This window comes from Sporosarcina sp. resist (assembly GCF_014302295.1).
GTDB lineage: Bacteria > Bacillota > Bacilli > Bacillales_A > Planococcaceae > Sporosarcina > Sporosarcina psychrophila.
Map to the genome: position 1 here is coordinate 271400 of NZ_CP060287.1, position 23973 is coordinate 295372.

General features: G+C 42.9%; 38 protein-coding genes. All 38 read left to right on the plus strand.

Going from position 1 to position 23973, the window contains the following annotated elements:
- The first annotated feature begins 84 nt into the window (after positions 1-84).
- The 38 genes from H7992_RS01245 to H7992_RS01430 all read left to right on the plus strand — a co-directional run bounded on the left by H7992_RS01245 (position 85) and on the right by H7992_RS01430 (position 23972).
- Entirely contained in the window at positions 85-333 is a 249-nt protein-coding gene (locus H7992_RS01245; protein ID WP_067204727.1) for a ribosomal L7Ae/L30e/S12e/Gadd45 family protein, read from the plus strand.
- Between the two features lie 102 nt (positions 334-435).
- Entirely contained in the window at positions 436-858 is a 423-nt protein-coding gene (rpsL, locus tag H7992_RS01250; RefSeq protein ID WP_067204730.1) for a 30S ribosomal protein S12, read from the plus strand.
- Between the two features lie 68 nt (positions 859-926).
- A complete protein-coding gene (gene rpsG, locus H7992_RS01255) occupies positions 927-1397 on the plus strand; it encodes a 30S ribosomal protein S7 (protein ID WP_067204733.1) in 471 nt (156 codons plus the stop codon).
- Positions 1398-1447: 50 nt separating this feature from the next.
- The gene (gene fusA, locus H7992_RS01260) at positions 1448-3526 is read left to right on the plus strand and encodes an elongation factor G (RefSeq protein WP_067204735.1); all 2079 of its coding nucleotides are present in this window, start codon (positions 1448-1450) and stop codon (positions 3524-3526) included.
- Positions 3527-3655: 129 nt separating this feature from the next.
- Positions 3656-4843 (plus strand): elongation factor Tu, encoded by a 1188-nt coding sequence (gene tuf / locus H7992_RS01265; RefSeq protein ID WP_067204738.1) that lies wholly within the window; start codon positions 3656-3658, stop codon positions 4841-4843.
- A gap of 220 nt (positions 4844-5063) precedes the next feature.
- Positions 5064-6383 carry a Na+/H+ antiporter family protein gene (locus H7992_RS01270; protein WP_067204741.1) on the plus strand — a complete coding sequence of 440 codons (1320 nt, stop codon included), beginning with the start codon at positions 5064-5066 and terminating at the stop codon, positions 6381-6383.
- Between the two features lie 254 nt (positions 6384-6637).
- Positions 6638-6946 carry a 30S ribosomal protein S10 gene (rpsJ, locus tag H7992_RS01275; RefSeq protein ID WP_067204744.1) on the plus strand — a complete coding sequence of 103 codons (309 nt, stop codon included), beginning with the start codon at positions 6638-6640 and terminating at the stop codon, positions 6944-6946.
- A 43-nt stretch (positions 6947-6989) separates the two neighbouring features.
- Positions 6990-7619 (plus strand): 50S ribosomal protein L3, encoded by a 630-nt coding sequence (gene rplC, locus H7992_RS01280; RefSeq protein WP_067204747.1) that lies wholly within the window; start codon positions 6990-6992, stop codon positions 7617-7619.
- A 25-nt stretch (positions 7620-7644) separates the two neighbouring features.
- The gene (gene rplD / locus H7992_RS01285) at positions 7645-8268 is read left to right on the plus strand and encodes a 50S ribosomal protein L4 (RefSeq protein ID WP_067204749.1); all 624 of its coding nucleotides are present in this window, start codon (positions 7645-7647) and stop codon (positions 8266-8268) included.
- Positions 8268-8552 (plus strand): 50S ribosomal protein L23, encoded by a 285-nt coding sequence (rplW, locus tag H7992_RS01290; RefSeq protein WP_067204752.1) that lies wholly within the window; start codon positions 8268-8270, stop codon positions 8550-8552. The genes rplD and rplW overlap by 1 nt, the downstream gene beginning before the upstream one ends.
- A gap of 46 nt (positions 8553-8598) precedes the next feature.
- Positions 8599-9429, plus strand: a complete 831-nt coding sequence (gene rplB / locus H7992_RS01295; protein WP_067204755.1) for a 50S ribosomal protein L2 — start codon at positions 8599-8601, stop codon at positions 9427-9429.
- A 60-nt stretch (positions 9430-9489) separates the two neighbouring features.
- Positions 9490-9768 carry a 30S ribosomal protein S19 gene (rpsS, locus tag H7992_RS01300; protein WP_067204757.1) on the plus strand — a complete coding sequence of 93 codons (279 nt, stop codon included), beginning with the start codon at positions 9490-9492 and terminating at the stop codon, positions 9766-9768.
- Positions 9769-9787: 19 nt separating this feature from the next.
- Positions 9788-10132 (plus strand): 50S ribosomal protein L22, encoded by a 345-nt coding sequence (gene rplV / locus H7992_RS01305; RefSeq protein ID WP_067204760.1) that lies wholly within the window; start codon positions 9788-9790, stop codon positions 10130-10132.
- Between the two features lie 3 nt (positions 10133-10135).
- Positions 10136-10798, plus strand: a complete 663-nt coding sequence (gene rpsC, locus H7992_RS01310) for a 30S ribosomal protein S3 (protein ID WP_067204763.1) — start codon at positions 10136-10138, stop codon at positions 10796-10798.
- A 1-nt stretch (position 10799) separates the two neighbouring features.
- Positions 10800-11234 carry a 50S ribosomal protein L16 gene (gene rplP, locus H7992_RS01315; RefSeq protein ID WP_067204766.1) on the plus strand — a complete coding sequence of 145 codons (435 nt, stop codon included), beginning with the start codon at positions 10800-10802 and terminating at the stop codon, positions 11232-11234.
- On the plus strand, positions 11224-11424 hold the full coding sequence (rpmC, locus tag H7992_RS01320) for a 50S ribosomal protein L29 (protein ID WP_025783856.1): 201 nt from the start codon (positions 11224-11226) through the stop codon (positions 11422-11424). The genes rplP and rpmC overlap by 11 nt, the downstream gene beginning before the upstream one ends.
- Before the next feature lie 17 nt (positions 11425-11441).
- Entirely contained in the window at positions 11442-11708 is a 267-nt protein-coding gene (gene rpsQ / locus H7992_RS01325; RefSeq protein WP_067204770.1) for a 30S ribosomal protein S17, read from the plus strand.
- Between the two features lie 40 nt (positions 11709-11748).
- Positions 11749-12117 (plus strand): 50S ribosomal protein L14, encoded by a 369-nt coding sequence (rplN, locus tag H7992_RS01330; protein ID WP_067204773.1) that lies wholly within the window; start codon positions 11749-11751, stop codon positions 12115-12117.
- A gap of 36 nt (positions 12118-12153) precedes the next feature.
- The gene (rplX, locus tag H7992_RS01335; protein ID WP_067204776.1) at positions 12154-12465 is read left to right on the plus strand and encodes a 50S ribosomal protein L24; all 312 of its coding nucleotides are present in this window, start codon (positions 12154-12156) and stop codon (positions 12463-12465) included.
- A 26-nt stretch (positions 12466-12491) separates the two neighbouring features.
- Entirely contained in the window at positions 12492-13031 is a 540-nt protein-coding gene (rplE, locus tag H7992_RS01340) for a 50S ribosomal protein L5 (RefSeq protein WP_067204779.1), read from the plus strand.
- Between the two features lie 19 nt (positions 13032-13050).
- A complete protein-coding gene (locus tag H7992_RS01345) occupies positions 13051-13236 on the plus strand; it encodes a type Z 30S ribosomal protein S14 (RefSeq protein ID WP_067204781.1) in 186 nt (61 codons plus the stop codon).
- A 30-nt stretch (positions 13237-13266) separates the two neighbouring features.
- On the plus strand, positions 13267-13665 hold the full coding sequence (gene rpsH / locus H7992_RS01350; RefSeq protein ID WP_067204783.1) for a 30S ribosomal protein S8: 399 nt from the start codon (positions 13267-13269) through the stop codon (positions 13663-13665).
- A 30-nt stretch (positions 13666-13695) separates the two neighbouring features.
- Complete coding sequence (gene rplF, locus H7992_RS01355) at positions 13696-14235, plus strand: 50S ribosomal protein L6 (protein ID WP_067204786.1); 540 nt, start codon at positions 13696-13698, stop codon at positions 14233-14235.
- Positions 14236-14268: 33 nt separating this feature from the next.
- Positions 14269-14631, plus strand: a complete 363-nt coding sequence (gene rplR / locus H7992_RS01360) for a 50S ribosomal protein L18 (protein ID WP_067204790.1) — start codon at positions 14269-14271, stop codon at positions 14629-14631.
- A 22-nt stretch (positions 14632-14653) separates the two neighbouring features.
- Entirely contained in the window at positions 14654-15154 is a 501-nt protein-coding gene (gene rpsE / locus H7992_RS01365) for a 30S ribosomal protein S5 (protein ID WP_067204791.1), read from the plus strand.
- A gap of 13 nt (positions 15155-15167) precedes the next feature.
- Positions 15168-15350 (plus strand): 50S ribosomal protein L30, encoded by a 183-nt coding sequence (gene rpmD / locus H7992_RS01370; RefSeq protein WP_067204794.1) that lies wholly within the window; start codon positions 15168-15170, stop codon positions 15348-15350.
- 33 nt (positions 15351-15383) lie between these two features.
- On the plus strand, positions 15384-15824 hold the full coding sequence (rplO, locus tag H7992_RS01375) for a 50S ribosomal protein L15 (RefSeq protein WP_067204796.1): 441 nt from the start codon (positions 15384-15386) through the stop codon (positions 15822-15824).
- Positions 15824-17116: a preprotein translocase subunit SecY gene (gene secY, locus H7992_RS01380; protein WP_067204799.1), complete on the plus strand. Its 1293-nt coding sequence runs from the start codon at positions 15824-15826 to the stop codon at positions 17114-17116. The genes rplO and secY overlap by 1 nt, the downstream gene beginning before the upstream one ends.
- A 55-nt stretch (positions 17117-17171) precedes the next feature.
- Positions 17172-17825: an adenylate kinase gene (locus H7992_RS01385; RefSeq protein WP_067204801.1), complete on the plus strand. Its 654-nt coding sequence runs from the start codon at positions 17172-17174 to the stop codon at positions 17823-17825.
- Positions 17826-18249: 424 nt separating this feature from the next.
- On the plus strand, positions 18250-18468 hold the full coding sequence (gene infA / locus H7992_RS01390) for a translation initiation factor IF-1 (protein WP_067204804.1): 219 nt from the start codon (positions 18250-18252) through the stop codon (positions 18466-18468).
- 39 nt (positions 18469-18507) lie between these two features.
- The gene (rpmJ, locus tag H7992_RS01395; protein WP_067204807.1) at positions 18508-18621 is read left to right on the plus strand and encodes a 50S ribosomal protein L36; all 114 of its coding nucleotides are present in this window, start codon (positions 18508-18510) and stop codon (positions 18619-18621) included.
- Positions 18622-18645: 24 nt separating this feature from the next.
- Positions 18646-19011, plus strand: a complete 366-nt coding sequence (gene rpsM / locus H7992_RS01400; protein WP_067204810.1) for a 30S ribosomal protein S13 — start codon at positions 18646-18648, stop codon at positions 19009-19011.
- A 25-nt stretch (positions 19012-19036) separates the two neighbouring features.
- Positions 19037-19426, plus strand: coding sequence for a 30S ribosomal protein S11 (rpsK, locus tag H7992_RS01405; RefSeq protein ID WP_067204813.1), 390 nt, complete (start codon positions 19037-19039; stop codon positions 19424-19426).
- 133 nt (positions 19427-19559) lie between these two features.
- Complete coding sequence (locus tag H7992_RS01410) at positions 19560-20504, plus strand: DNA-directed RNA polymerase subunit alpha (protein ID WP_067204816.1); 945 nt, start codon at positions 19560-19562, stop codon at positions 20502-20504.
- 32 nt (positions 20505-20536) lie between these two features.
- Positions 20537-20917, plus strand: coding sequence for a 50S ribosomal protein L17 (gene rplQ / locus H7992_RS01415; protein ID WP_067204818.1), 381 nt, complete (start codon positions 20537-20539; stop codon positions 20915-20917).
- Between the two features lie 567 nt (positions 20918-21484).
- Positions 21485-22330 (plus strand): energy-coupling factor ABC transporter ATP-binding protein, encoded by an 846-nt coding sequence (locus H7992_RS01420; RefSeq protein WP_067204821.1) that lies wholly within the window; start codon positions 21485-21487, stop codon positions 22328-22330.
- Complete coding sequence (locus tag H7992_RS01425; protein ID WP_187046455.1) at positions 22306-23175, plus strand: energy-coupling factor ABC transporter ATP-binding protein; 870 nt, start codon at positions 22306-22308, stop codon at positions 23173-23175. The genes H7992_RS01420 and H7992_RS01425 overlap by 25 nt, the downstream gene beginning before the upstream one ends.
- A complete protein-coding gene (locus H7992_RS01430) occupies positions 23175-23972 on the plus strand; it encodes an energy-coupling factor transporter transmembrane component T family protein (protein ID WP_067204827.1) in 798 nt (265 codons plus the stop codon). The genes H7992_RS01425 and H7992_RS01430 overlap by 1 nt, the downstream gene beginning before the upstream one ends.
- The last annotated feature ends 1 nt before the right edge of the window (position 23973 follow it).

Genomic DNA, 23973 nt, shown 5'->3' on the forward strand with positions numbered 1-23973 from the left:
CGTTTATGTGTTGACAGTTTACCTTACAGGTGATAAAATACAAAAGGTTGATAGTTGGATGTCTGTACTTTGGAGGATATGGAAATGTCTTATGAAAAAGTCGAGCAGGCAAAGAAGACAATCATTGGTACAAAGCAGGCAGTGAAAGCAATCCGTGCAGGGATAGTGATAGAGATTATTATTGCGCAGGATGCAGAAGAACGGATTATTGCTCCAGTAATGGAGGAAGCCAAACTTCGTGACATTCAAGTGACGTATGTTGATTCGAGAGATAAACTCGGAAATGCATGTGGCATTCAAGTCGGTGCAGCTGTGGTTGCGATTACTGATTAATAGTTTTTGTGCATTGAAGCACAAAGACTTTGTTTTTACCCCAAAAATGAACCACCTGGATGTGTGGTCTTACAAAAAGAAGTTCGAAAGGAGGAAAAACCGATGCCTACAATTAATCAATTGGTCCGTAAACCACGTAAATCAAAAGTGACGGGATCTAAATCACCAGCACTCGGAAAAAGTTATAACAGCTTCAAAAAGTCAATGACAAACGTAAACTCACCACAAAAAAGAGGTGTTTGTACGCGTGTTGGCACAATGACACCGAAAAAGCCAAACTCGGCTCTTCGTAAATATGCACGTGTACGCTTGACTAACCAATTGGAAGTCAATGCATACATCCCTGGTGAAGGCCACAACCTTCAAGAACACAGTGTTGTTCTACTTCGCGGAGGACGCGTAAAAGACTTACCAGGTGTTCGTTACCACATCGTTCGTGGAGCACTTGATACAGCTGGTGTAACTGGCCGTATGCAAAGCCGTTCTATGTACGGAGCTAAAAAACCTAAAGTTAAAAAAAGCTAATTAAAATAATCATGATTGATGGTTATTTAAGCGAAATCGCTTAAAAACCTTGAAAGGAGGAATACAACATGCCACGTAAAGGCCCTGTTGCAAAACGTGACGTACTTCCGGATCCGATTTACAATTCGAAGCTCGTTTCACGTCTTATTAATAAAATGATGGTTGACGGTAAAAAAGGTACATCTCAAAAAATCCTCTATGGTGCGTTCGAGCTTGTGAAAGAACGTTCTGGAAAAGATCCACTTGAAGTATTCGAAGCGGCACTTACTAATGTAATGCCAGTTCTTGAAGTTAAAGCACGCCGTGTAGGTGGAGCAAACTATCAAGTACCAGTTGAAGTACGTCCTGATCGCCGTACAACTCTTGGACTTCGTTACCTTGTTAACTACTCACGCACACGCGGAGAAAAAACAATGGAAGAACGTCTTGCGAATGAAATCCTTGATGCTTCTAACAACACTGGTGCTTCTGTGAAACGCCGTGAAGAAATGCACAAAATGGCTGATGCTAACAAAGCATTCGCTCACTATCGCTGGTAAGATTCAGCGATTCATTACTACTCTAATCCGAGACGGAAGGAGATCATATCATGGCTAGAAAATTCTCCTTAGAGAATACACGTAACATTGGTATCATGGCTCACATCGATGCTGGTAAAACAACAACGACTGAGCGGATCCTTTATTATACTGGTAAAATCCACAAAATCGGGGAAACGCACGAAGGTGCATCTCAAATGGACTGGATGGAGCAGGAGCAAGAACGCGGAATTACAATCACTTCAGCTGCTACAACTGCTGAGTGGAAAGACCACCGCGTAAACATCATTGATACTCCAGGTCACGTAGACTTCACTGTTGAAGTTGAACGTTCACTTCGTGTTCTTGATGGAGCTGTAACGGTACTTGATGCTCAATCGGGCGTTGAACCGCAAACAGAAACAGTATGGCGTCAAGCGACTAACTACGGCGTACCACGCCTAGTTTTCGTAAACAAAATGGACAAAACTGGTGCTGATTTCCTTTATTCAGTAGGTACACTTGTAGACCGTCTTGGAGCAAACGCTCATCCAATTCAATTGCCGATTGGTGCAGAAGATACTTTTGCAGCAATTATCGATTTAGTTGAAATGAAAGCAGTTTTCTATGAAGATGATACAGGTTTAAATGCTGAAACAAGAGAAATCCCAGAAGAATATCGTGAGCAAGCAGAAGAATACCGTGAAAAGTTAATTGAAGCGGTTGCTGAATTCGATGAAGCTCTTATGAACAAATTCTTGGATGAAGATGAAATTACAAACGCAGAAATCAAACAAGCGATTCGTAAAGCGACATTGGCTGTTGAGTTCTATCCGGTTGTATGCGGAACTGCTTTCAAAAACAAAGGTGTACAACTTGTTCTTGATGCTGTTATCGACTACCTTCCATCACCACTTGACATCCCACCTATGAAAGGTACAGATCCTGATACTGATGAAGAAATCGAGCGTCACTCAGACGACAGCGAGCCTTTCTCGGCACTTGCATTCAAAGTTATGACGGATCCTTATGTAGGTAAACTGACATTCTTCCGTGTGTATTCTGGAGTTCTTCAATCAGGATCATACGTACAAAACTCTTCAAAAGGTAAGCGTGAACGCGTAGGACGTATTCTACAAATGCATGCGAACTCTCGTGAAGAAATTTCTGAAGTACATTCAGGAGAAATTGCTGCTGCAGTTGGACTTAAAGATACAGGAACTGGCGACACACTTTGTGAGGCTGGTGCACTGATCATTCTTGAGTCAATGGACTTCCCGGAACCAGTAATTTCACTTTCTGTTGAACCGAAAACAAAAGCCGACCAAGATAAAATGGGTATGGCTCTTGCTAAGCTTCAAGAGGAAGACCCGACATTCCGCGCACATACAGACCAAGAAACTGGAGAAGTAATCATTGCTGGTATGGGTGAGTTGCATCTTGACGTTCTTGTAGACCGTATGCGCCGTGAATTCAACGTTGAAGCTAACGTCGGAGCTCCGCAAGTATCTTATCGTGAAACATTCCGCGCTTCGGCGGAAGTTGAAGGTAAGTTCGTGCGTCAATCCGGTGGACGTGGACAGTTTGGTCACGTTTGGATTGAATTCTCTCCTAACGAAGAAGGAAAAGGATTCGAATTCATTAACAACGTTGTCGGGGGATCAGTTCCACGTGAATATATTCCTGCAGTAGAAGCGGGTATCCGTGATTCACTTAATAATGGTGTAATCGCTGGTTATCCTTTGATCGACATTAAAGCCCGTCTATTCGACGGTTCTTATCATGATGTCGACTCAAACGAAATGGCATTTAAAATCGCTGCATCTATGGCGTTGAAAAATGCTGTATCCAAAGTTAACCCAGTTCTACTTGAACCAATGATGAAAGTAGAAGTTCAAATTCCTGAAGAATACATGGGCGATATCATGGGCGATGTTACATCACGCCGTGGCCGTGTAGAAGGTATGGACGCTCGTGGTAATTCACAAGTAGTTCGTGCAATGGTTCCACTTGCTAATATGTTTGGTTATGCAACATCTCTACGTTCTAACACACAAGGACGCGGAAACTTCTCAATGTCATTCGATCACTATGAAGAAGTGCCGAAATCAGTTGCAGAAGAAATTGTTAAGAAAAACAAAGGCGAATAATTTTTATTTTAGCCTGCTATCCATTAAATTAATGAATAGATAGATATGGGATGTTAGAGGGGGCCCCCTTTAGCACCTATATCTATATAAAAACAAAAAAACTTTTATATTTCGAGGAGGATTTCCATAATGGGAAAAGAAAAATTCGACCGCTCCAAGCAGCATGCTAACGTTGGTACAATCGGTCACGTTGACCATGGTAAAACTACACTAACTGCAGCAATCGCAACAGTTCTAGCAAAAAGACTAGGTGGAACAGCAGCATCTTATGCTGACGTTGATAACGCACCTGAAGAAAAAGAACGCGGTATTACAATCAATACTTCACACGTTGAGTATGAAACTGCAACTCGTCACTACGCACACGTTGACTGCCCAGGTCACGCCGATTACGTTAAAAACATGATCACTGGTGCAGCACAAATGGACGGCGGAATCCTAGTTGTTTCTGCAGCTGACGGCCCTATGCCACAAACACGTGAGCACATCTTGCTTTCACGTCAAGTAGGTGTTCCACATCTAGTTGTCTTCATGAACAAATGTGACATGGTTGATGACGAAGAGCTTCTTGAGCTTGTTGAAATGGAAATTCGCGACCTTCTTTCTGAATATGACTTCCCTGGCGATGACATTCCTGTCATTAAAGGTTCTGCTCTTAAAGCGCTTGAAGGCGACGAAGGCTATGAAGATAAAATTATGGAACTTATGGCTGCTGTTGACGAGTATATCCCAACACCACCACGTGATACTGAAAAACCATTCATGATGCCTGTTGAGGACGTATTCTCAATCACAGGACGTGGAACTGTTGCTACTGGTCGCGTTGAGCGTGGAGTAGTTAAAATCGGTGATGTTGTTGATATCATCGGTATCGTTGAAGAACCAAAAGCTACTACTGTAACAGGTGTAGAAATGTTCCGTAAACTTCTTGATTATGCAGAAGCTGGCGACAACATTGGTGCACTACTTCGTGGGGTATCACGTGATGACATCCAACGTGGGCAAGTTCTTGCTAAACCAGGAACTATCGTTCCACACACGAAATTTACATCTGAAGTTTATGTTCTTTCAAAAGAAGAGGGTGGACGTCATACTCCATTCTTCTCTAACTACCGTCCACAGTTCTACTTCCGTACAACTGACGTAACTGGTGTTATCGAACTTCCTGAAGGCGTAGAAATGGTTATGCCTGGAGATAACATTGAAATGACAATCGATTTGATTGCTCCAATCGCTCTTGAAGAAGGTACGAAGTTCTCTATCCGCGAAGGTGGACGTACTGTAGGCGCTGGCGTTGTAGCAACAATCCTTAAATAATTATTTCTTAAAACCGCCCTTTGTGGCGGTTTTTTTGTTGCCTAGGAAACTATAAAATCTCGTTAAATGGACAAGCTACAACATAAGGATTACTCATTGAAGATCCTGACTCTGATGCTGCGCTAAAAATTCATTGACAGAAGAAATATCCTCTGCTATCTTAATAACTATGCTTCATCACTTTAGCTGGATAAAGAAACAAATCATAGGGGGAATACAAATGAATGCAGTTATTATCGCCATAGTCGTTATGTTGGCTTTAAGTTTATTACGGGTGAACGTTGTATTAGCCCTAGTTGTAGGTGCGATTGTGGGAGGATTTACAGGAGGCTTATCAGTTGATGAAACGATTGTCTCGTTTACTGGTGGTCTAGGTGAAGGAGCAACAATTGCCCTTAGTTATGCATTACTTGGTGGATTCGCGGTAGCTATATCGAAAACTGGCATTCCTCAATTGCTTGTTGAAGCTATGTTGCGGATTGTGAAGAAAGAGGGGGAGCCTGATCGTACAGCACTAGGAAAAGTATTGATTGTCTTAATGCTTCTAGCGATGGCCATATTCTCACAAAATCTTATTCCAATCCATATTGCATTTATTCCTTTATTGGTGCCACCGATTATACATGTCTTAAATATGTTGAAAATAGATCGTCGTCTCATTGCATCTGTTCTGACATTCGGGTTAACAGCACCATATATCTTGCTTCCATATGGATACGGTTTCATCTTCCATGAAATTCTTGCTAAGCAAATGGCGGCAGCGGGTATGGCGATTGATATGGCGGACATACCGAAAGCGATGGCACTTCCTGTTCTTGGTCTGTTCGTAGGACTGCTAATTGCTATTTTCTTCTCTTATCGCAAGCCGAGAGAGTATGAGGACAAGCAGTTAAAAATCACTGAAGAAGTGGTGGTTGTTAAAACACGTAATATCATCTTTACAGTACTAGCACTTATTGGCACACTTGCTGTACAGATACCAACACAGTCTATGATTGCAGGTGCGGTGACTGGGATTGCGATTCTGTATATTACGGGAGCACTTAAGTGGAAAGATGCTGATGGTTTAATCAATGAAGGAATGCGTATGATGGCATTCGTAGGATTTGTCATGATTACAGCAAATGGATTTGCTGCTGTGCTTCAAGAGACAGGAGATATTGTTAAGTTGGTGGAATACTCGAGCACTGCTCTAGGGGATAATAAGGGGATGGCAGCATTCGCTATGTTACTTGTCGGGTTAATCGTTACAATGGGTATTGGCTCATCATTTGCGACAATCCCAATTATTGCATCGATTTTCGTGCCGCTTAGTATGGCATTTGGATTCAGTCCGTTAGCCATCATTGCACTTGTTGGGACAGCAGCGGCTCTTGGTGATGCTGGTTCGCCTGCATCTGACTCTACGCTTGGGCCAACTGCGGGACTTGATGTCGATGGACAACATAATCATATATGGGATACATGTGTACCGACATTCATTCACTACAACATTCCGTTGTTGTTGTTTGGTTGGGTAACAGTCATGCTCTTTAATTAAGTAGTCAATAGTCCGAGTTAGTACTCTCGGACTTGCAATGAGTGAGAGAAAGAATTATAATAATAAAGTTGAGAAAAGAATTTCGCCAAGGCACTTGCGTTATTCTTTTTTTATGTGTATAATATTGAATGTTGGTCTTTGACTGCGATGAAGCGAGAGGTTGCCGACACACCAGGCCGCTTTGCCATGGCATGTGTGTGGGAAATTTTCGTGGAGAATGTCTATAACAAAATAGGCGCAAGGGAGGGAAAATAATGGCAAAACAAAAGATTCGTATTCGTTTAAAAGCATATGATCATAGAATTCTTGATCAATCAGCTGAAAAGATCGTAGAAACAGCAAAACGTTCGGGTGCTAGTGTATCGGGTCCGATTCCACTACCGACTGAAAGAACTGTCTACACGATTCTTCGTGCGGTGCATAAATACAAAGATTCGCGCGAGCAGTTCGAAATGCGTACTCACAAACGTCTAATCGATATCGTTAATCCGACACCACAAACTGTCGATGCTTTAATGAAACTCGATTTACCATCAGGCGTTGACATTGAAATTAAACTTTAATCGATACTAAATAAAGCACACATTAATTCAGGAGGTGGACTAAATGACCAAAGGAATCTTGGGAAGAAAACTCGGTATGACGCAAATTTTTGCTGAAAACGGAGATCTTATCCCGGTAACAGTGATTGAGGCTGGACAAAACGTTGTTCTTCAAAAGAAGACTACGGAAACAGACGGCTACGAATCAATCCAAATCGGATTTGAAGATAAACGCGAAAAGCTTGCTAACAAACCTGAAAAAGGGCACGTTGCAAAAGCTGATACTGCACCTAAGCGCTTCATTCGCGAATTCCGCGAATTAGACGTTAGTGGCTACGAAGTTGGTCAAGAAGTCAAAGTTGATACTTTTGCTGAAGGCGATATCGTCGACATCACAGGTACATCAAAAGGTAAAGGGTTCCAGGGTGTTATCAAGCGTCACGGATATTCACGCGGACCTATGACCCACGGATCACGTCATCACCGCGCACCAGGTTCAATCGGATCTGTTGACGCTCAACGTGTATTCAAAGGTAAAAAAATGCCAGGTCGTATGGGTGGCAAAACAGTAACAGTTCAAAACCTTGAAATTATACGAGTTGATCTTGAACGCAACTTGCTACTAGTTAAAGGTAACGTTCCTGGAGCACGCAAATCACTTTTACAAGTGCGCAGCGCTATCAAAGGAAACTGACTACTAAAGAAAGGAGGAAACAGGAATGCCTAAAGTATCCGTATTAAATCAGGCAGGAACTTCTGTCGGAGACATCGAACTAAATGAAGCAATCTTTGGTATCGTACCAAACGAATCTGTTTTATTCGAAGCATTGGTTCAACAACGTGCTTCATTGCGTCAAGGGAATCATAAAGTAAAAAGTCGCGGCGAAGTTGCTGGTGGAGGACGTAAACCATGGCGTCAAAAAGGTACAGGTCGTGCCCGTCAAGGTTCAATCCGATCACCACAATGGCGTGGAGGTGGTATCGTATTCGGTCCATCACCAAGAAGCTATAGCTACAAATTACCGAAGAAAGTCCGCAGATTGGCTCTTCTTTCAGCTCTTTCTACGAAAGTTCGTGAAGAAGATGTAATCGTTCTTGAAGGACTAACATTCAATGCACCAAAAACAAAAGATTTTATCAAAGTACTTGCTGATCTTTCGATTAACAGAAAAGCGTTGATCGTAACAGCTGACTTAGATGAAACTTTGGCTTTGTCTGCACGTAACATCCCTGGAATCAGTGTCGTAACAGCGACAGGTATTAACGTACTTGATCTTATCGGTCACGATAAACTTGTTATGACTAAAGCAGCAGTTCAAAAAATAGAGGAGGTGCTAGGTTAATGGAAGCACGTGATATTATAAAACGTCCGGTCATTACCGAGCGTACTTCTGAACAAATGGAATTCAAAAAGTACACTTTTGAAGTTGACACGCGCGCTAATAAATCATTTATTAAGCAAGCTATCGAAGAAGTTTTCGGTGTTAAAGTTGAAAAAGTGAACGTACAGAATTACAAAGGTAAACTTAAGCGTATGGGCAAGCATTCTGGTTATACGAACAGACGCCGTAAAGCGATTGTTACACTAACTGCTGACTCAAAAGACATCGAACTTTTCGAAGTCTAAGTTAAACAACTAATAGATATCTAATTATATGAAGGAGGGAACACAAATGGCGATTAAGAAATACAAACCTACCTCCAACGGACGCCGTAACATGACTACATCCGATTTTGCTGAGATTACTGCTGACAAACCGGAAAAATCATTGCTTGCACCGCTTAAGCGGAAAGGCGGCCGTAACAACACTGGTAGGATTACTGTTCGTCACCATGGTGGAGGCCACAAGCGCCAATACCGTGTCATCGATTTCCAACGCCGGAAAGATGGCATACCAGGACGCGTTGCTACGATCGAATACGATCCAAACCGTTCAGCTAACATTGCTCTAATCAATTACGTAGACGGAGAGAAACGTTACATTCTCGCTCCAAAAGGTCTTGTAGTTGGAGCAACTATTATGTCAGGCCCGGAATCAGATATCAAAGTGGGTAACTCACTTCCACTAGAAAACATTCCAATGGGTACTACAATTCATAACATCGAAATGAAACCAGGTAAAGGCGGACAACTAGTACGTTCAGCAGGAACTTCTGCACAACTACTTGGCCGTGAAGATAAGTATGTTATTGTACGTCTTCAATCTGGAGAAGTTCGCATGATTCTTGCTGTATGCCGCGCGACAATTGGTCAAGTTGGTAATGAGCAACATGAACTAATCAACATTGGTAAAGCAGGACGTTCACGTTGGATGGGTAAACGCCCAACAGTTCGTGGTTCTGTCATGAACCCTAACGATCACCCACACGGTGGTGGTGAAGGTAAAACTGGTATCGGTATGAAGTCTCCAGTAACTCCATGGGGTAAACCGACACTTGGTTATAAAACACGTAAGAAAAACAACAAATCCGACAAGCTTATTGTACGTCGTCGTAAGAAGTAATAGTAATGCACTGCGGTTCAATGATTGGACCGTAGTACAAACACGGAGGGAGGTTCCGACATGGGCCGCAGCTTGAAAAAAGGACCATTTGTAGACGATCATCTAATGAAGAAGGTCGAAGCACAAAGTGGATCTGAGAAAAAACAGGTTATCAAAACATGGTCACGCCGTTCAACAATCTTCCCGACATTCATCGGAATGACAATTGCTGTATATGACGGACGTAAACACGTTCCCGTCTATGTAACTGAAGATATGGTTGGTCACAAACTTGGTGAATTTGCACCTACGCGCACATACAGAGGTCATGGCGCCGACGATAAGAAAACAAGACGTTAATTGAGAGGAGGTTATTCTGATGCAACAAGCAAAAGCTACTGCCCGCACAGTCCGTATTGCCTCTCGTAAAGTCCGTTTGGTCGTTGATCTTATCCGAGGCAAAAAAGTCGGTGAAGCTATCGCGATTCTACGCCTGACGCCAAAAGCGGCTTCTCCGGTTGTAGAAAAAGTTTTGAAATCAGCGATTGCAAATGCTGAACATAACTATGAAATGGATGTCGAAAACCTATTTATCAGCGAAGTATTCGTTGATGAAGGTCCGACTATGAAACGTTTCCGACCACGCGCACAAGGACGTGCGAGCGCAATTAATAAACGTACGAGCCACATCACATTAGTGGTATCTGAAAAGAAGGAGGGATAATTCGTGGGTCAAAAAGTACATCCTAACGGTTTACGGGTCGGTATCATCCGTGACTGGGAGTCTAAATGGTACGCAGAAAAAGACTATGCGACTCTCTTGCACGAAGATTTGAAAATCCGTGAGTTCATCGAAAAACGTCTTGTAGAAGCTTCTGTTTCTAAAGTTGAAATTGAACGTGCTGCAAAGCGTGTTAACATCAGCATCCACACTGCTAAACCAGGAATGGTTATTGGTAAAGGTGGTACTGAGGTCGAAACACTTCGTAAAATGTTGAACGACATCACTGGTAAACGCGTTCACATCAACATCATTGAAATTAAACGTGCGGATCTTGACGCTAAACTAGTTGCAGAGTCAATTGCTCGTCAACTAGAAACTCGCGTATCATACCGTCGTGCACAAAAACAAGCAATCCAACGCACAATGCGTTCTGGCGCTAAAGGAATTAAAACACAAGTTTCTGGACGTCTTGGCGGTGCTGACATCGCTCGGTCGGAACATTATAGTGAAGGTACTGTCCCTCTCCATACATTACGTGCAGATATTGATTATGCACATGCTGAAGCAGACACAACGTTTGGTAAGCTTGGCGTTAAAGTATGGATTTATCGTGGAGAAGTCCTTCCAGTGAAGAAACAGAAGAACTCTGAGGAAGGAGGCAACTAATATGTTAATGCCTAAACGAGTTAAATATCGTCGTGTATTCCGTGGTAAAATGCGTGGTACTACAAAAGGCGGAGCAACAGTTCAATTCGGAGAATACGGTCTACAAGCTCTTGATTCGGCATGGATTACAAACCGCCAAATCGAAGCAGCACGTATTTCAATGACACGTTACATGAAACGTGGCGGTAAAGTATGGATCAACATCTTCCCGCACAAACCATATACAAAGAAGCCTCTTGAAGTACGGATGGGTTCAGGTAAAGGTGCTGTAGAAGGCTGGGTAGCAGTTGTTAAACCTGGTCGTATTATGTTCGAAATAGCAGGTGTATCGGAAGAAGTTGCGCGTGAAGCGCTTCGCCTGGCATCTCACAAACTTCCTATTAAAACTAAGTTTGTAAAACGTGAAGAAATCGGTGGTGAATCTAATGAAAGCTAATGAAATCCGTGACTTAACAACTGCAGAGATTGAGCAAAAGGTGAAATCACTGAAAGAAGAGCTTTTCAACCTTCGCTTCCAACTTGCGACAGGTCAATTAGAAAACACTGCACGCATCCGAGAAGTTCGTAAATCGATTGCGCGCATGAAGACAGTTATACGTCAAAGAGAAATCAGTGCAAATAACTGATGAAGGAGGTTGCAGCCATGACTGAGGAGCGTAACCAGCGCAAAGTATATACAGGCCGCGTTGTATCCGACAAAATGGATAAAACAGTTACTGTTATGATCGAAACGCAAAAGAAACATTCTAAATACGGTAAACGTGTTAAGTATTCTAAGAAATTCAAGGCCCACGATGAGCTGAACGAAGCTAAAATCGGAGATGTTGTTCGTATAATGGAAACTCGTCCATTGTCAGCAACAAAACGTTTCCGTCTACTTGAAGTAGTCGAAACAGCGGTCATCATTTAATTAACGTTCGGGTATATAAATCCGGGAGGAGGTAGCCTCAATGATCCAACAGGAAAGTCGTATGAAAGTCGCCGACAACTCAGGCGCTCGTGAAGTACTTACAATTAAGGTATTAGGCGGTTCAGGCCGAAAAGTAGCAAACATCGGTGATGTAGTCGTTGTAACGGTGAAAAAAGCAACACCAGGTGGCGTTGTTAAAAAAGGTGAAGTTGTCAAGGCTGTTATCGTTCGCACGAAGAGCGGAGTACGCCGTAAAGACGGTTCATATATTACATTTGATGAAAATGCTTGTGTTATTATCCGTGACGACAAGAGCCCACGTGGAACTCGTATTTTCGGACCAGTTGCTCGCGAACTTCGTGACAGCAACTTCATGAAAATTATTTCACTTGCTCCTGAAGTTCTTTAATCACATGATAGTGCCAAATCAAGGAGGTGCGACAGAATGAATGTTAAAAAAGGCGATAAAGTTATGGTCATCACAGGTAAAGACAAAGGTAAAACCGGTGTGATCCTAGTTGCTTTCCCTAAAAAGGATCGTGTGCTTGTTGAAGGTGTTAACATCGTCAAGAAACATACGAAACCTAACCAGGAAAATCCTCAAGGTGGAATCATCAGCCAAGAGGCAGCTATCCATGTATCAAACGTCATGGTGATCGATCCTAAGACAGGCGAGCCTACTCGTGTAGGATACAAGATCGAAAATGGCAAAAAAGTTCGTGTTGCTAAAAAATCCGGAGAATTGCTGGATAACTAAGTAACGGATGAAAGGAGGTCCAACAGATGAGCCGTTTAAAAGAAAAGTTTAAAAGCGAAATCACTCCTGCTCTTATGAGCAAGTTTGAATATACATCAGTTATGCAAGTACCAAAAGTCGACAAAATCGTCATTAACATGGGTGTTGGTGATGCTGTTCAAAACACGAAAGCACTAGATGCGGCAGTGGAAGACTTAACAATTATTTCAGGTCAAAAACCTGTTGTCACAAAAGCAAAGAAATCAATCGCGGGATTCCGTCTTCGTGAAGGTATGCCTATTGGAACGAAAGTTACACTACGCGGTGAGCGTATGTATGAATTCCTAGACAAACTGATTGCTGTTTCGTTGCCTCGTGTACGTGACTTCCGTGGTGTTTCTAAAAAAGCATTCGACGGTCGCGGTAACTATACGCTTGGCGTAAAAGAGCAACTAATTTTCCCGGAAATTGATTATGATAAAGTTTCTAAAATACGCGGTATGGATATCGTCATCGTTACGACTGCAAACTCGGACGAAGAAGCACATGAGTTACTAACGCAGTTCGGCATGCCGTTCCAAAAGTAAATAAGAGGGAGGCGTAAACGTGGCTAAAAAATCAATGATTGCTAAACAAAAACGCACACCAAAATTCGCGGTACAAGCATACACACGCTGTGAGCGTTGTGGTCGTCCGCATTCGGTATATCGTAAGTTCAAGCTTTGCCGTATTTGTTTCCGCGAGTTAGCATATAAGGGACAAATTCCTGGCGTCAAAAAAGCCAGCTGGTAAACCCCTAAATTTGGGAAGGAGGTAAATGTAATGACAATGAGTGATCCGATCGCAGACATGCTTACACGCATTCGTAACGCCAATATGGTTCGTCACGAAAAGCTTGAAGTACCTGCTTCAAACATGAAAAAAGAAATCGCAGAAATCTTGAAACGTGAAGGTTTCGTACGTGATGTTGAATATGTCGAGGATAGCAAACAAGGTATCATCCGCATTTTCCTTAAGTACGGTCAAAATAACGAACGTGTTATTACTGGTCTTAAACGTATTTCAAAACCTGGTCTTCGTGTTTATGCTAAAACTAGCGAAGTTCCTAAAGTTTTGAACGGTCTTGGTATAGCCCTCGTTTCTACATCAAATGGCGTACTTACAGACAAAGAAGCACGCGCTAAACAAGTAGGCGGAGAAGTAGTAGCTTACGTCTGGTAATTCGTAACAAATGAATGGAGGTGCACTTGAATGTCCCGTATTGGCAAAAAGCCGATTGAGGTACCTGAAAACGTGACTGTTACTATCGCAGAAGGTAACTTCGTTACAGTTAAAGGTCCTAAAGGCGAACTTACAAACACATTTAACTCGGATATTAAAATTGAACAGGAGAACAACGTGATCACTTTGATCCGTCCTTCTGAATCCAAAGAACACCGTTCTATTCATGGAACGACACGTTCACTTATCAATAACATGGTGGTTGGCGTTTCAGAAGGTTTCGAACGCAAACTTGAACTAGTTGGTGTTGGTTACCGTGCTTCACTTCAAGGTTCGAAATTAGTGTTGAACATTGGTTTCTCTCACCCAGTTGAATTTACACCTGAAGAAGGAATTGAAGTTGAAGTTCCTGCTAACACTAAAATTACTGTTCGTGGTATCAACAAAGAACGCGTTGGTGCTCTTGCATCGAACATCAGAAAAGTACGCCCACCAGAGCCGTATAAAGGCAAAGGGATTCGCTACGAAGGAGAAGTTGTCCGTCGTAAAGAAGGTAAAACTGGTAAATAATGCCGCTTAAGGCATCTGGAAGGAGTGATCACGATGATTACGAAAAAAGACAAGAATGCTACTCGTAAGAAACGTCATGCACGCGTACGTCGTAAAATCAGCGGGACTGCAGCTCGTCCACGCCTAAACGTATTCCGTTCAAACAAGCATATCTATGCTCAGTTGATTGATGACGTGAATGCAGTAACGATTGTAAGTGCTTCTTCAATGGAAAAAGATTTCGGATCTGAATCCAAAGCAGACACTGCAGCAGCAGTAAAAGTCGGCGAGATGATCGCAAAGAAAGCTGTTGAAAAGGACGTTAAGTCAGTAGTATTTGACCGTGGCGGATACCTATTTCACGGCCGTGTGAAAGCTCTTGCAGACTCAGCACGTGAAAACGGTCTGGAATTTTAATTAAGAAGGAGGTATACATTTCATGCGTCGTAATGATCAGAATAAAAGCGAATTCGAAGAACGCGTAGTTACCATTAACCGCGTAGCGAAAGTTGTGAAAGGCGGACGTCGTTTCCGTTTCACTGCTCTCGTAGTTGTCGGAGATAAAAATGGCCGTGTCGGTTTTGGTACTGGTAAAGCACAAGAAGTTCCAGATGCAATCCGTAAAGCTATCGAAGATGCGAAGAAGAATTTAATCGTTGTACCAATGGTTAAAGGAACTACTCCGCACCTAGTGCTTGGACATTTTGGAGCAGGTAAAATCCTTATCAAACCAGCAGCTCCAGGTACTGGAGTTATCGCAGGCGGACCTGTCCGTGCGGTACTAGAACTTGCAGGCATCACGGATATCCTTTCGAAATCACTTGGTTCAAGCACACCAATCAACATGGTTCGTGCGACATTCGAAGGATTATCGAATTTGAAACGCGCTGAAGATGTTGCTAAATTGCGCGGTAAATCCTTGAAAGAACTGTATAGTTAAGGGGGGAAATGCAATGGCGAACAAACTTGAAGTCACCCTTACAAAAAGTGTAATCGGCTCGAAGCCAGCACAGCGTAAAACTGTGGAGGCGCTTGGACTACGTAAATTACACCAAATGGTCGAACATCAAGATAATGTTGCAATTCGTGGCATGATCAACAAAGTAGACCACCTAGTAACAGTTAAAGAACTATAATTACGATTTTTTGAATAAGGAGGTGCCAATGAGATGAAATTACACACTATGAAGCCTGCTGCAGGTTCACGTACTAAGCGTAAGCGTATTGGTCGCGGAATCGGTTCAGGTTTTGGTAAAACTTCTGGTAGAGGTCACGGTGGACAAAACTCCCGTTCGGGTGGTGGCGTACGTCTTGGATTCGAGGGTGGTCAAATTCCACTTTTCCAAAGACTTCCTAAACGTGGTTTTACGAACATCAACCGTAAGGATTATGCAATCGTAAACCTAGACACACTTAATCGTTTCGACGAAGGTACTGAAGTTACGCCTGAGCTACTAATTGAATCAGGCATCGTGAGCAATGCTAAATCAGGTATTAAGATTCTGGGTAACGGAATTCTTGAGAAAAAGATCACTGTCAAAGCTCACAAATTCTCTGCTTCTGCTAAAGAGGCAATCGAGAAGGCGGGCGGACAGACCGAGGTGGTTTAATGTTTCAGACAATCGCCAACTTTATGCGAGTAAAAGATATACGGTCTAAAATCTTTTACACACTACTGGTACTCATTGTTTTTAGACTAGGAACATTTATTCCAGTCCCAAACGTTGATGCAACTGCACTACAGCAAACTGATAATAATCTTATTGGCCTACTGAACGTGTTTGGTGGGGGTGCCCTTGCGAACTTCTCGATCCTTGCAATGGGAATTATGCCTTACATCACTGCATCTATCATCGTGCAATTATTGCAGATGGATGTCGTACCTAAATTTACTGAATGGGCGAAACAAGGAGACGTTGGAAGACGGAAACTTGCGCAGTTCACGAGGTATTTCACAATAATCCTAGCCTTTATTCAAGCAATTGCTATGTCATTTGGTTTCAACCAAATGTATGGTGGTACGCTGATAAAAGACGAAGGTGTTTCGACATACGTGGTTATCGCGATCGTATTGACGGCAGGAACTGCATTTCTTTTATGGCTTGGTGAACAGATTACAGCAAAAGGTGTTGGGAATGGTATTTCCATCATAATCTTCGCTGGTATCGTCGCAGCAATCCCAAATGCAGTCAACCAACTTTACGCAACTCAGATTCAAGATGCGGGCGACGCACTGTTCATTAAACTGGCAGTTATGGCTCTTCTACTCGTCTTGGTCATTGCGATTACTGTCGGAATTATTTACTTCCAAGAAGCACTACGGAAAATTCCGATCCAATATGCGAAACGTGTCACTGGACGAGGTCAAACGACTGCAGGCCAACAGACACACTTGCCCTTGAAACTTAATGCGGCAGGGGTTATCCCGGTAATCTTTGCTTCTGCATTTTTTATTACACCACAATCAATAGCGACCTTCTTTGGCACTAACAGTGTAACAACTACAATTACAAACGTTTTCGATTATACGAAACCGGTTGGAATGGTATTTTACCTGATACTGATCATTGCATTCACATACTTCTACGCATTCATCCAGGTGAATCCGGAGAATATTGCGGATAATTTGAAAAAGCAAGGCGCTTATATCCCGGGCATTCGTCCAGGACAAAATACACAAAATTACCTAACGAGCACTTTGTATCGATTGACATTTGTGGGGGCAATATTCCTCGCTACAGTGGCAATCATGCCGATATTCTTCATCAATATCGCAAACCTTCCACAGTCTGCGCAAATTGGAGGAACAAGTTTAATCATCGTCGTCGGGGTTGCACTTGAAACGATGAAACAACTTGAATCACAACTTGTGAAAAGGCATTACAAAGGATTCATGAAGTAATAATCACAAAGGTTCATCTCTATGTGATGTGAATATGAATGGGAGTGCAATACGTATGAATATCGTATTAATGGGTCTGCCAGGAGCCGGTAAAGGTACACAGGCAGACAGAATTGTCGAAAAGTACGGAACCCCTCATATTTCTACAGGCGATATGTTCCGTGCTGCTATCCAAGAAGGCACGGAACTTGGAGTCAAAGCAAAATCGTTCATGGATCAGGGAGCACTTGTCCCTGATGAAGTGACAATCGGAATTGTTCGTGAAAGACTAAGCAAATCCGATTGCGATAATGGATTCCTACTCGATGGTTTCCCACGTACAGTTCCACAAGCTGAAGCACTTGATCAGCTTTTGGCTGACATGGGTCGGAGAATTGAGCATGTTCTCAATATCCAAGTCGAGAAAGAAGAACTTATCGCGAGGCTGACAGGCCGCCGCATCTGTAAAGTTTGCGGTACATCCTATCATTTGCTTTTTAATCCTCCACAGGTTGAAGGTAAATGTGATAAGGATGGCGGAGAACTTTATCAGCGAGCCGATGACAATCCGGAAACTGTCACGAACCGTCTGGAAGTAAATATGAAACAAACCGCACCACTCTTGGCGTTTTACGATTCCAAAGAGGTGTTGGTAAATATCGATGGACAAAAAGACATCAAAGACGTTTTCAAGGATCTGGACGTTATTCTGCAAGGAAGCGGACAATAATCCTTTTCGAACTTAGATATTATACGCATTTTTTGGGCAGTATAGCATAGAAGCATAGAAGGACGTTTCAACGAGCTGCAAAAGCATATGATGCCCGGTATAACAACTAGATGGTTTTTAGCAGGGTTATGGTTCTGAAACATAGTAAATGCATTTTCTTGCTTTGGTAGGTATAATGGATTTCGTGGAAAGAACTGTATAACGTAACTGGGAACTCATCCACGGCATTCTGGACAGTCGTGTCCATTTCGACGCGATTTTCCATAACAAGAAGTCGAGGACGGACTTAAGGGAAACGGAATGTGGCAGACCTCTTTCGAACATCACTCATGCAATCCGGACATATGTTGAAGGAAGCTTTAAAGGCGACTGATGCCGCTCGATGGTGAGAACCTTTATTGGATATAGAAGGGAGACTGGGTTGATGGCGAAAGATGATGTAATTGAAGTTGAAGGAACCGTACTCGAAACACTGCCAAACGCAATGTTTAAAGTAGAGCTGGAAAACGGCCATACGATTCTTGCGCATGTATCTGGCAAAATCCGTATGCACTTTATCCGTATTCTACCTGGCGATAAAGTGACAATGGAACTCTCGCCTTATGATTTAACACGTGGTCGTATCACATACCGTTTTAAATAAACTTTTGTAACTCCGGAATACTGAAGGAGGTTGGGTAAGATGAAAGTTAGACCATCTGTAAAACCGATGTGCGAAAAATGTAAAATTATTCGCAGACGCGGCCGAGTAATGGTAATCTGTGAAAATCCAAAACATAAACAAAGACAAGGCTAATTCTGAAGGAGGTGCACAATATATATGGCACGTATTGCTGGTGTAGACGTTCCGCGCGATAAGCGCGTAGTCATTTCATTAACTTACATTTTCGGAATCGGAAAAACAACTGCTCAAAAAGTATTGGCGGCAGCTGGAGTATCTGAGGACGCACGAGTTCGCGATCTTACTGACGCAGAGCTTGATAAAATCCGTGAACAAATGGACACGCTTAAAGTTGAAGGTGACCTTCGACGTGAAACTTCCCTTAACATCAAACGTTTGATGGAAATCGGTAGCTTCCGTGGTATCCGTCATCGTCGCGGACTTCCTGTTCGTGGACAAAACACGAAAAATAACGCACGTACTCGTAAAGGTCCTAAACGGACAGTAGCGAACAAGAAAAAATAATAGGTAAAGGAGGTATCTTCTTAACATGGCACGTAAACAACAAACTCGTAAACGTCGTGTGAAAAAGAATATTGAATCCGGTATTGCACATATCCGTTCGACGTTCAATAATACAATTGTTACAATCACTGACATGCAAGGGAACGCAATATCTTGGTCAAGTGCAGGTGCATTAGGCTTTAAGGGTTCTCGTAAATCAACACCTTTCGCTGCACAGATGGCTGCTGAAGCGGCTGCTAAATCATCTATGGAGCACGGTCTGAAAACTTTGGAAGTTACTGTTAAAGGTCCAGGTGGTGGACGTGAAGCAGCAATTCGTTCATTACAGGCTGCAGGTCTTGAAGTTACTGCAATCAGAGACGTTACCCCGGTTCCACATAACGGATGCCGCCCGCCAAAACGCCGTCGTGTATAATGGCTTCTTCTCCATATGATTGAGAAACACAATTTATGTCAACAATGATTGTGCGATTGCAATTTGCCGTCTATGAAAATCGATTTCAATATGGAACGGCCTATACATTGATGTTTTGAAGGAGGGTAAATGAATGATCGAGATTGAGAAACCGAAGATTGAAACAATTATGATCGCCGAAGACATCAAGTTCGGTAAGTTTATCATCGAACCACTTGAACGCGGATACGGAAATACGTTAGGAAACTCCCTACGTCGCATCCTTCTATCTTCACTGCCAGGAGCTGCTGTTACATCTATCCAGATTGATGGTGTGCTTCATGAATTCTCAACAATTGAAGGTGTCGTCGAAGACGTCGCATCAATTATTTTGAACGTGAAAAAACTGGCTCTCAAAATCTATTCAGATGAAGAGAAAGTGATTGAGATAGACGTGAAAGGCGAAGGTGTTATCACAGCTGCGGACATTACACATGATAGTGACGTAGAAGTGTTGAATCCTGAACTTCCTATCGCGACACTTGGTAAAAACGGTCACTTGCGCATGCGTATGTATGCTGTACGTGGACGTGGTTACGCACCTTCTGATCAAAACAAACGTGAGGATCTCGCAATTGGCGTTATTCCAATCGACTCTATTTACACTCCGGTTTCACGAGTTAACTTCCAAGTGGAGAATACTCGGGTTGGCCAAATGGCGAACTTTGATAAGTTGACACTTGATGTTTGGACAGATGGTAGCATCGGTCCTAAAGAAGCTGTTTCACTTGGGGCAAAAATCCTAACTGAGCATCTAAATATATTTGTCGGCATGACAGATGAAGCACAAACTGCAGAAATCATGGTAGAAAAAGAGGAAGATCAGAAAGAGAAAGTACTCGAGATGACTATTGAGGAACTTGACCTTTCAGTTAGATCTTACAATTGCCTAAAACGTGCAGGCATCAATACAGTTCTTGAACTTGCTAGCAAGTCAGAGGACGAAATGATGAAAGTACGAAATCTTGGCCGTAAATCACTTGAAGAAGTGAAAGCGAAATTGGACGAGCTTAACCTAGTGTTACGCACCGAAGATTGAGCGAATTTATAGATTGAAGGAGGGAAACTTCTATGGGATACAGAAAACTTGGACGTACAAGTTCACAACGTAAAGCAATGCTTCGCGACCTAGCGACAGATCTAATCGTACACGAACGTATTCAAACGACAGAAGCTCGTGCGAAAGAATTGCGTTCAGTTGTTGAGAAAATGATTACGCTTGGTAAACGTGGAGACTTGCATGCACGTCGTCAAGTTGCACAATTTATCCGTCGCGAACTGGTTACAGTGGCAGACGGTGAAGGCAACGAGAAAGAAATCTACGCAATCCAAAAACTTTTTGATAATGTTGCACCACGTTACGCTGAGCGTCAAGGTGGATATACACGTATCATGAAAATGGGACCTCGTCGCGGCGACGGAGCACCTGTCGTTGTAATCGAACTCGTTTAATATATACAATGGCAATTGATTAAATCTTCAAGGGGTGTGTCTGGCGTACCCAGAGCCGCACCCTTTTTTTAAAAATTTATACGACAACTTTAAAAGCTGAGTGTTACGATCGTCGGTTTATACCGTCTGGTCTAGCTCTACGCACCTCATCCGCGGTACCGGATTGAGCACCTGGTACCAGTCATAGATATGAGCGCATTTCTTCGGATGAGGTGCGCGCTTTTTTTTATCCAAAAATAATGTCCAGATTTTTCAATATATAAGTTTTTGACTAATATGATGTCTAGGCACCAGACGCACGGGTCATAAGAGGGTAAGCTAGGAAGGATTAAACTTGCTTTTCTTTTACGCCTTCCTTGGCAAAGAACGCCGCTTCGCCGGTCCCTCTAATGCCTGCCGCGGACCTACAAGATGTAGGTCATGCAGCTATTACCCCTGGAAATGGTGTTCTTAAGCTGCGTTCATTTGTGACGGTGCCTAGCGCATTTTTAAAAAAGGATTCCTTGTCAATTGGCAGGGGATCCTTCGTAGTATACATAATGTGAATGTAGCCGGAGGTGGTAGGCGATGAAGGAAATTCTGTCGATGGATAATGTGTCTTATTCCTATGACTCTGAGGACGAGGTAGCAAAGAAAGCAGTCGACGGCGTGTCGTTTACGGTACAAGAAGATGAATGGATTGCTATTGTTGGCCATAATGGTTCCGGTAAATCGACACTTGCGAAATTGATGATTGGACTTTTGTTCCCAGAAGAAGGGGACGTTAACGTATTTATTGAAAAACTGACTGAGAACAATATATGGGAAATTCGTTCACGGATGGGTTTTGTTTTTCAAAATCCAGATAACCAGTTTGTTGGTTCGACAGTTCAAGATGATGTTGCATTTGCGCTAGAGAACAATGGAGTTCCCTTCGAAGAAATGGTGACTCGGGTTCATGAGGCACTTGCGCAAGTAAACATGAGTGATTTCCTCGACCAGGAGCCTCACCATCTCTCAGGCGGACAAAAGCAACGAGTTGCAATAGCTGGGGCGCTCGCGTTACATCCAAAGCTTCTTATTATGGATGAAGCGACGTCGATGCTTGATCCACAAGGACGTAATGAAGTAATTCATTTAGTAGAAGAATTAAAGCGTAAGACGGGCCTCACGGTCATTTCCATTACACATGATTTGGAAGAGGCGCTGTTGGCAGATCGTATTATTGTCATGAACAAGGGGAAAGTTCTGACTGTTGGTACGCCGGAGCAGATATTTGCTCGGGGAAATGAACTTGAGGAAATTGGTTTGGACTTACCATTCGCTTTAAGAGTATCCAGTTTGTTACGTGAAAATGGGCTGGATCTTGTCGGTGAGCATATGACGGAAGAAGAGTTGGTGAATGAATTATGGACATCTCACTTCAGCAAGTAGGATATTTGTATGGAAAAGATACTCCTTTTGAGAAAAGGGCATTGCAGAGTGTAGATGCGACAATACATTCTGGCTCTTATTCTGCAATAATTGGACATACCGGATCAGGAAAATCGACACTTCTTATGCATCTGAATGGTTTGTTAAAGCCTTCAGAAGGGATTGTGAAAATTGGAGATACGACAATTACTGCCGGTACGAAAGCGAAAGGACTGAAAGATGTCCGGAGGCATGTGGGTATTGTATTCCAGTTTCCAGAGCATCAGCTTTTTGAAGAGACTGTTGAAAAAGATATTATGTTCGGTCCTATGAACTTTGGTGTACCTGAAGAAGAGGCAAGGAGACGAGCGCATCAACTGATAGAATTGCTAGGACTTCCTCCAGAGGTTGCCCAGCAGTCTCCTTTCGATCTTTCGGGAGGGCAGATGCGCCGGGTTGCGATTGCGGGTGTACTCGCGTTTAAACCTTCTGTGCTCGTATTGGACGAGCCGACTGCGGGACTTGATCCGCGGGGGCGGCTTGAAATTATGGAACTTTTCAAACGTCTCCATGTGGAAGAAAAACTAACGACAATTCTTGTGACGCATAGTATGGAAGATGCTGCACGTTATGCGGACAATATTATCGTTATGCATAACGGAAGTTCAGTCATGTCTGGGACGCCTCAGGAAGTGTTCGCTGACGAAGAGAAGCTGACCTCCTTTAGATTAGGTCTACCGCGCTCAGTAAAGTTCCAGCGTGACATTGAGAAGTTAATTGGTCGTCCTCTCCAGGGACTGGCATTAACGGAAGCTCAGCTTGCCAAGGCAATTGCATTTGCCGCTACGGAAGAAGGTGGCCGTTAATGTTGGAAAAGATGATTTTCGGACGCTATATTCCAGGCAATTCATTTGTCCACAAGCTCGACCCTCGTTCGAAGCTGTCATTTGTTTTTCTTTTCATCATTGGAGTCTTCCTTGCAAATAATACTGTTACGTACGCCGTGTTATTAGGATTTACGTTACTCGTAATTTTAAGTTCAAGGATTCGGTTGTATTTCCTATTTAACGGATTGAAACCAATTCTTTTCTTGATTATTTTCACGCTACTCATGCATATCTTTTTTACGAAAGAAGGAGCACTTCTCGTCGATTGGAAGTTCATCAAGATATATGAAGAAGGGTTGAGGCAAGGTATTTTTATTTCCATTCGTTTTCTTGTATTGGTTTTGCTGACGTCTATCTTGACGTTGACGACATCGCCGATTTCAATCACGGATGGTATGGAAGACTTGCTGGGACCATTTAAGCGAATTAAATTGCCTGTTCATGAGCTTGCGCTGATGATGTCAATTTCCCTGCGCTTCATCCCCACATTGATGGATGAGACGGATAAGATATTGAAAGCGCAATTGGCGAGAGGTTCGGACATTAGTACGGGTTCTATTAAGCAGCGAATTCGTGCAGTCATTCCTTTGCTCGTACCTCTCTTTGTGAGTGCGTTCAAACGCGCTGAAGACCTTGCAGTCGCCATGGAGGTTCGTGGCTATCGTGGAGGCGAGGGGAGGACGAGGTACAGGCAGCTGAAGTGGCACTGGCGTGATACCACGATAATGGTATTGCTTGCTGTTCTAGTTGTCGTCCTCTTTCTGCTTAGGGCATAGG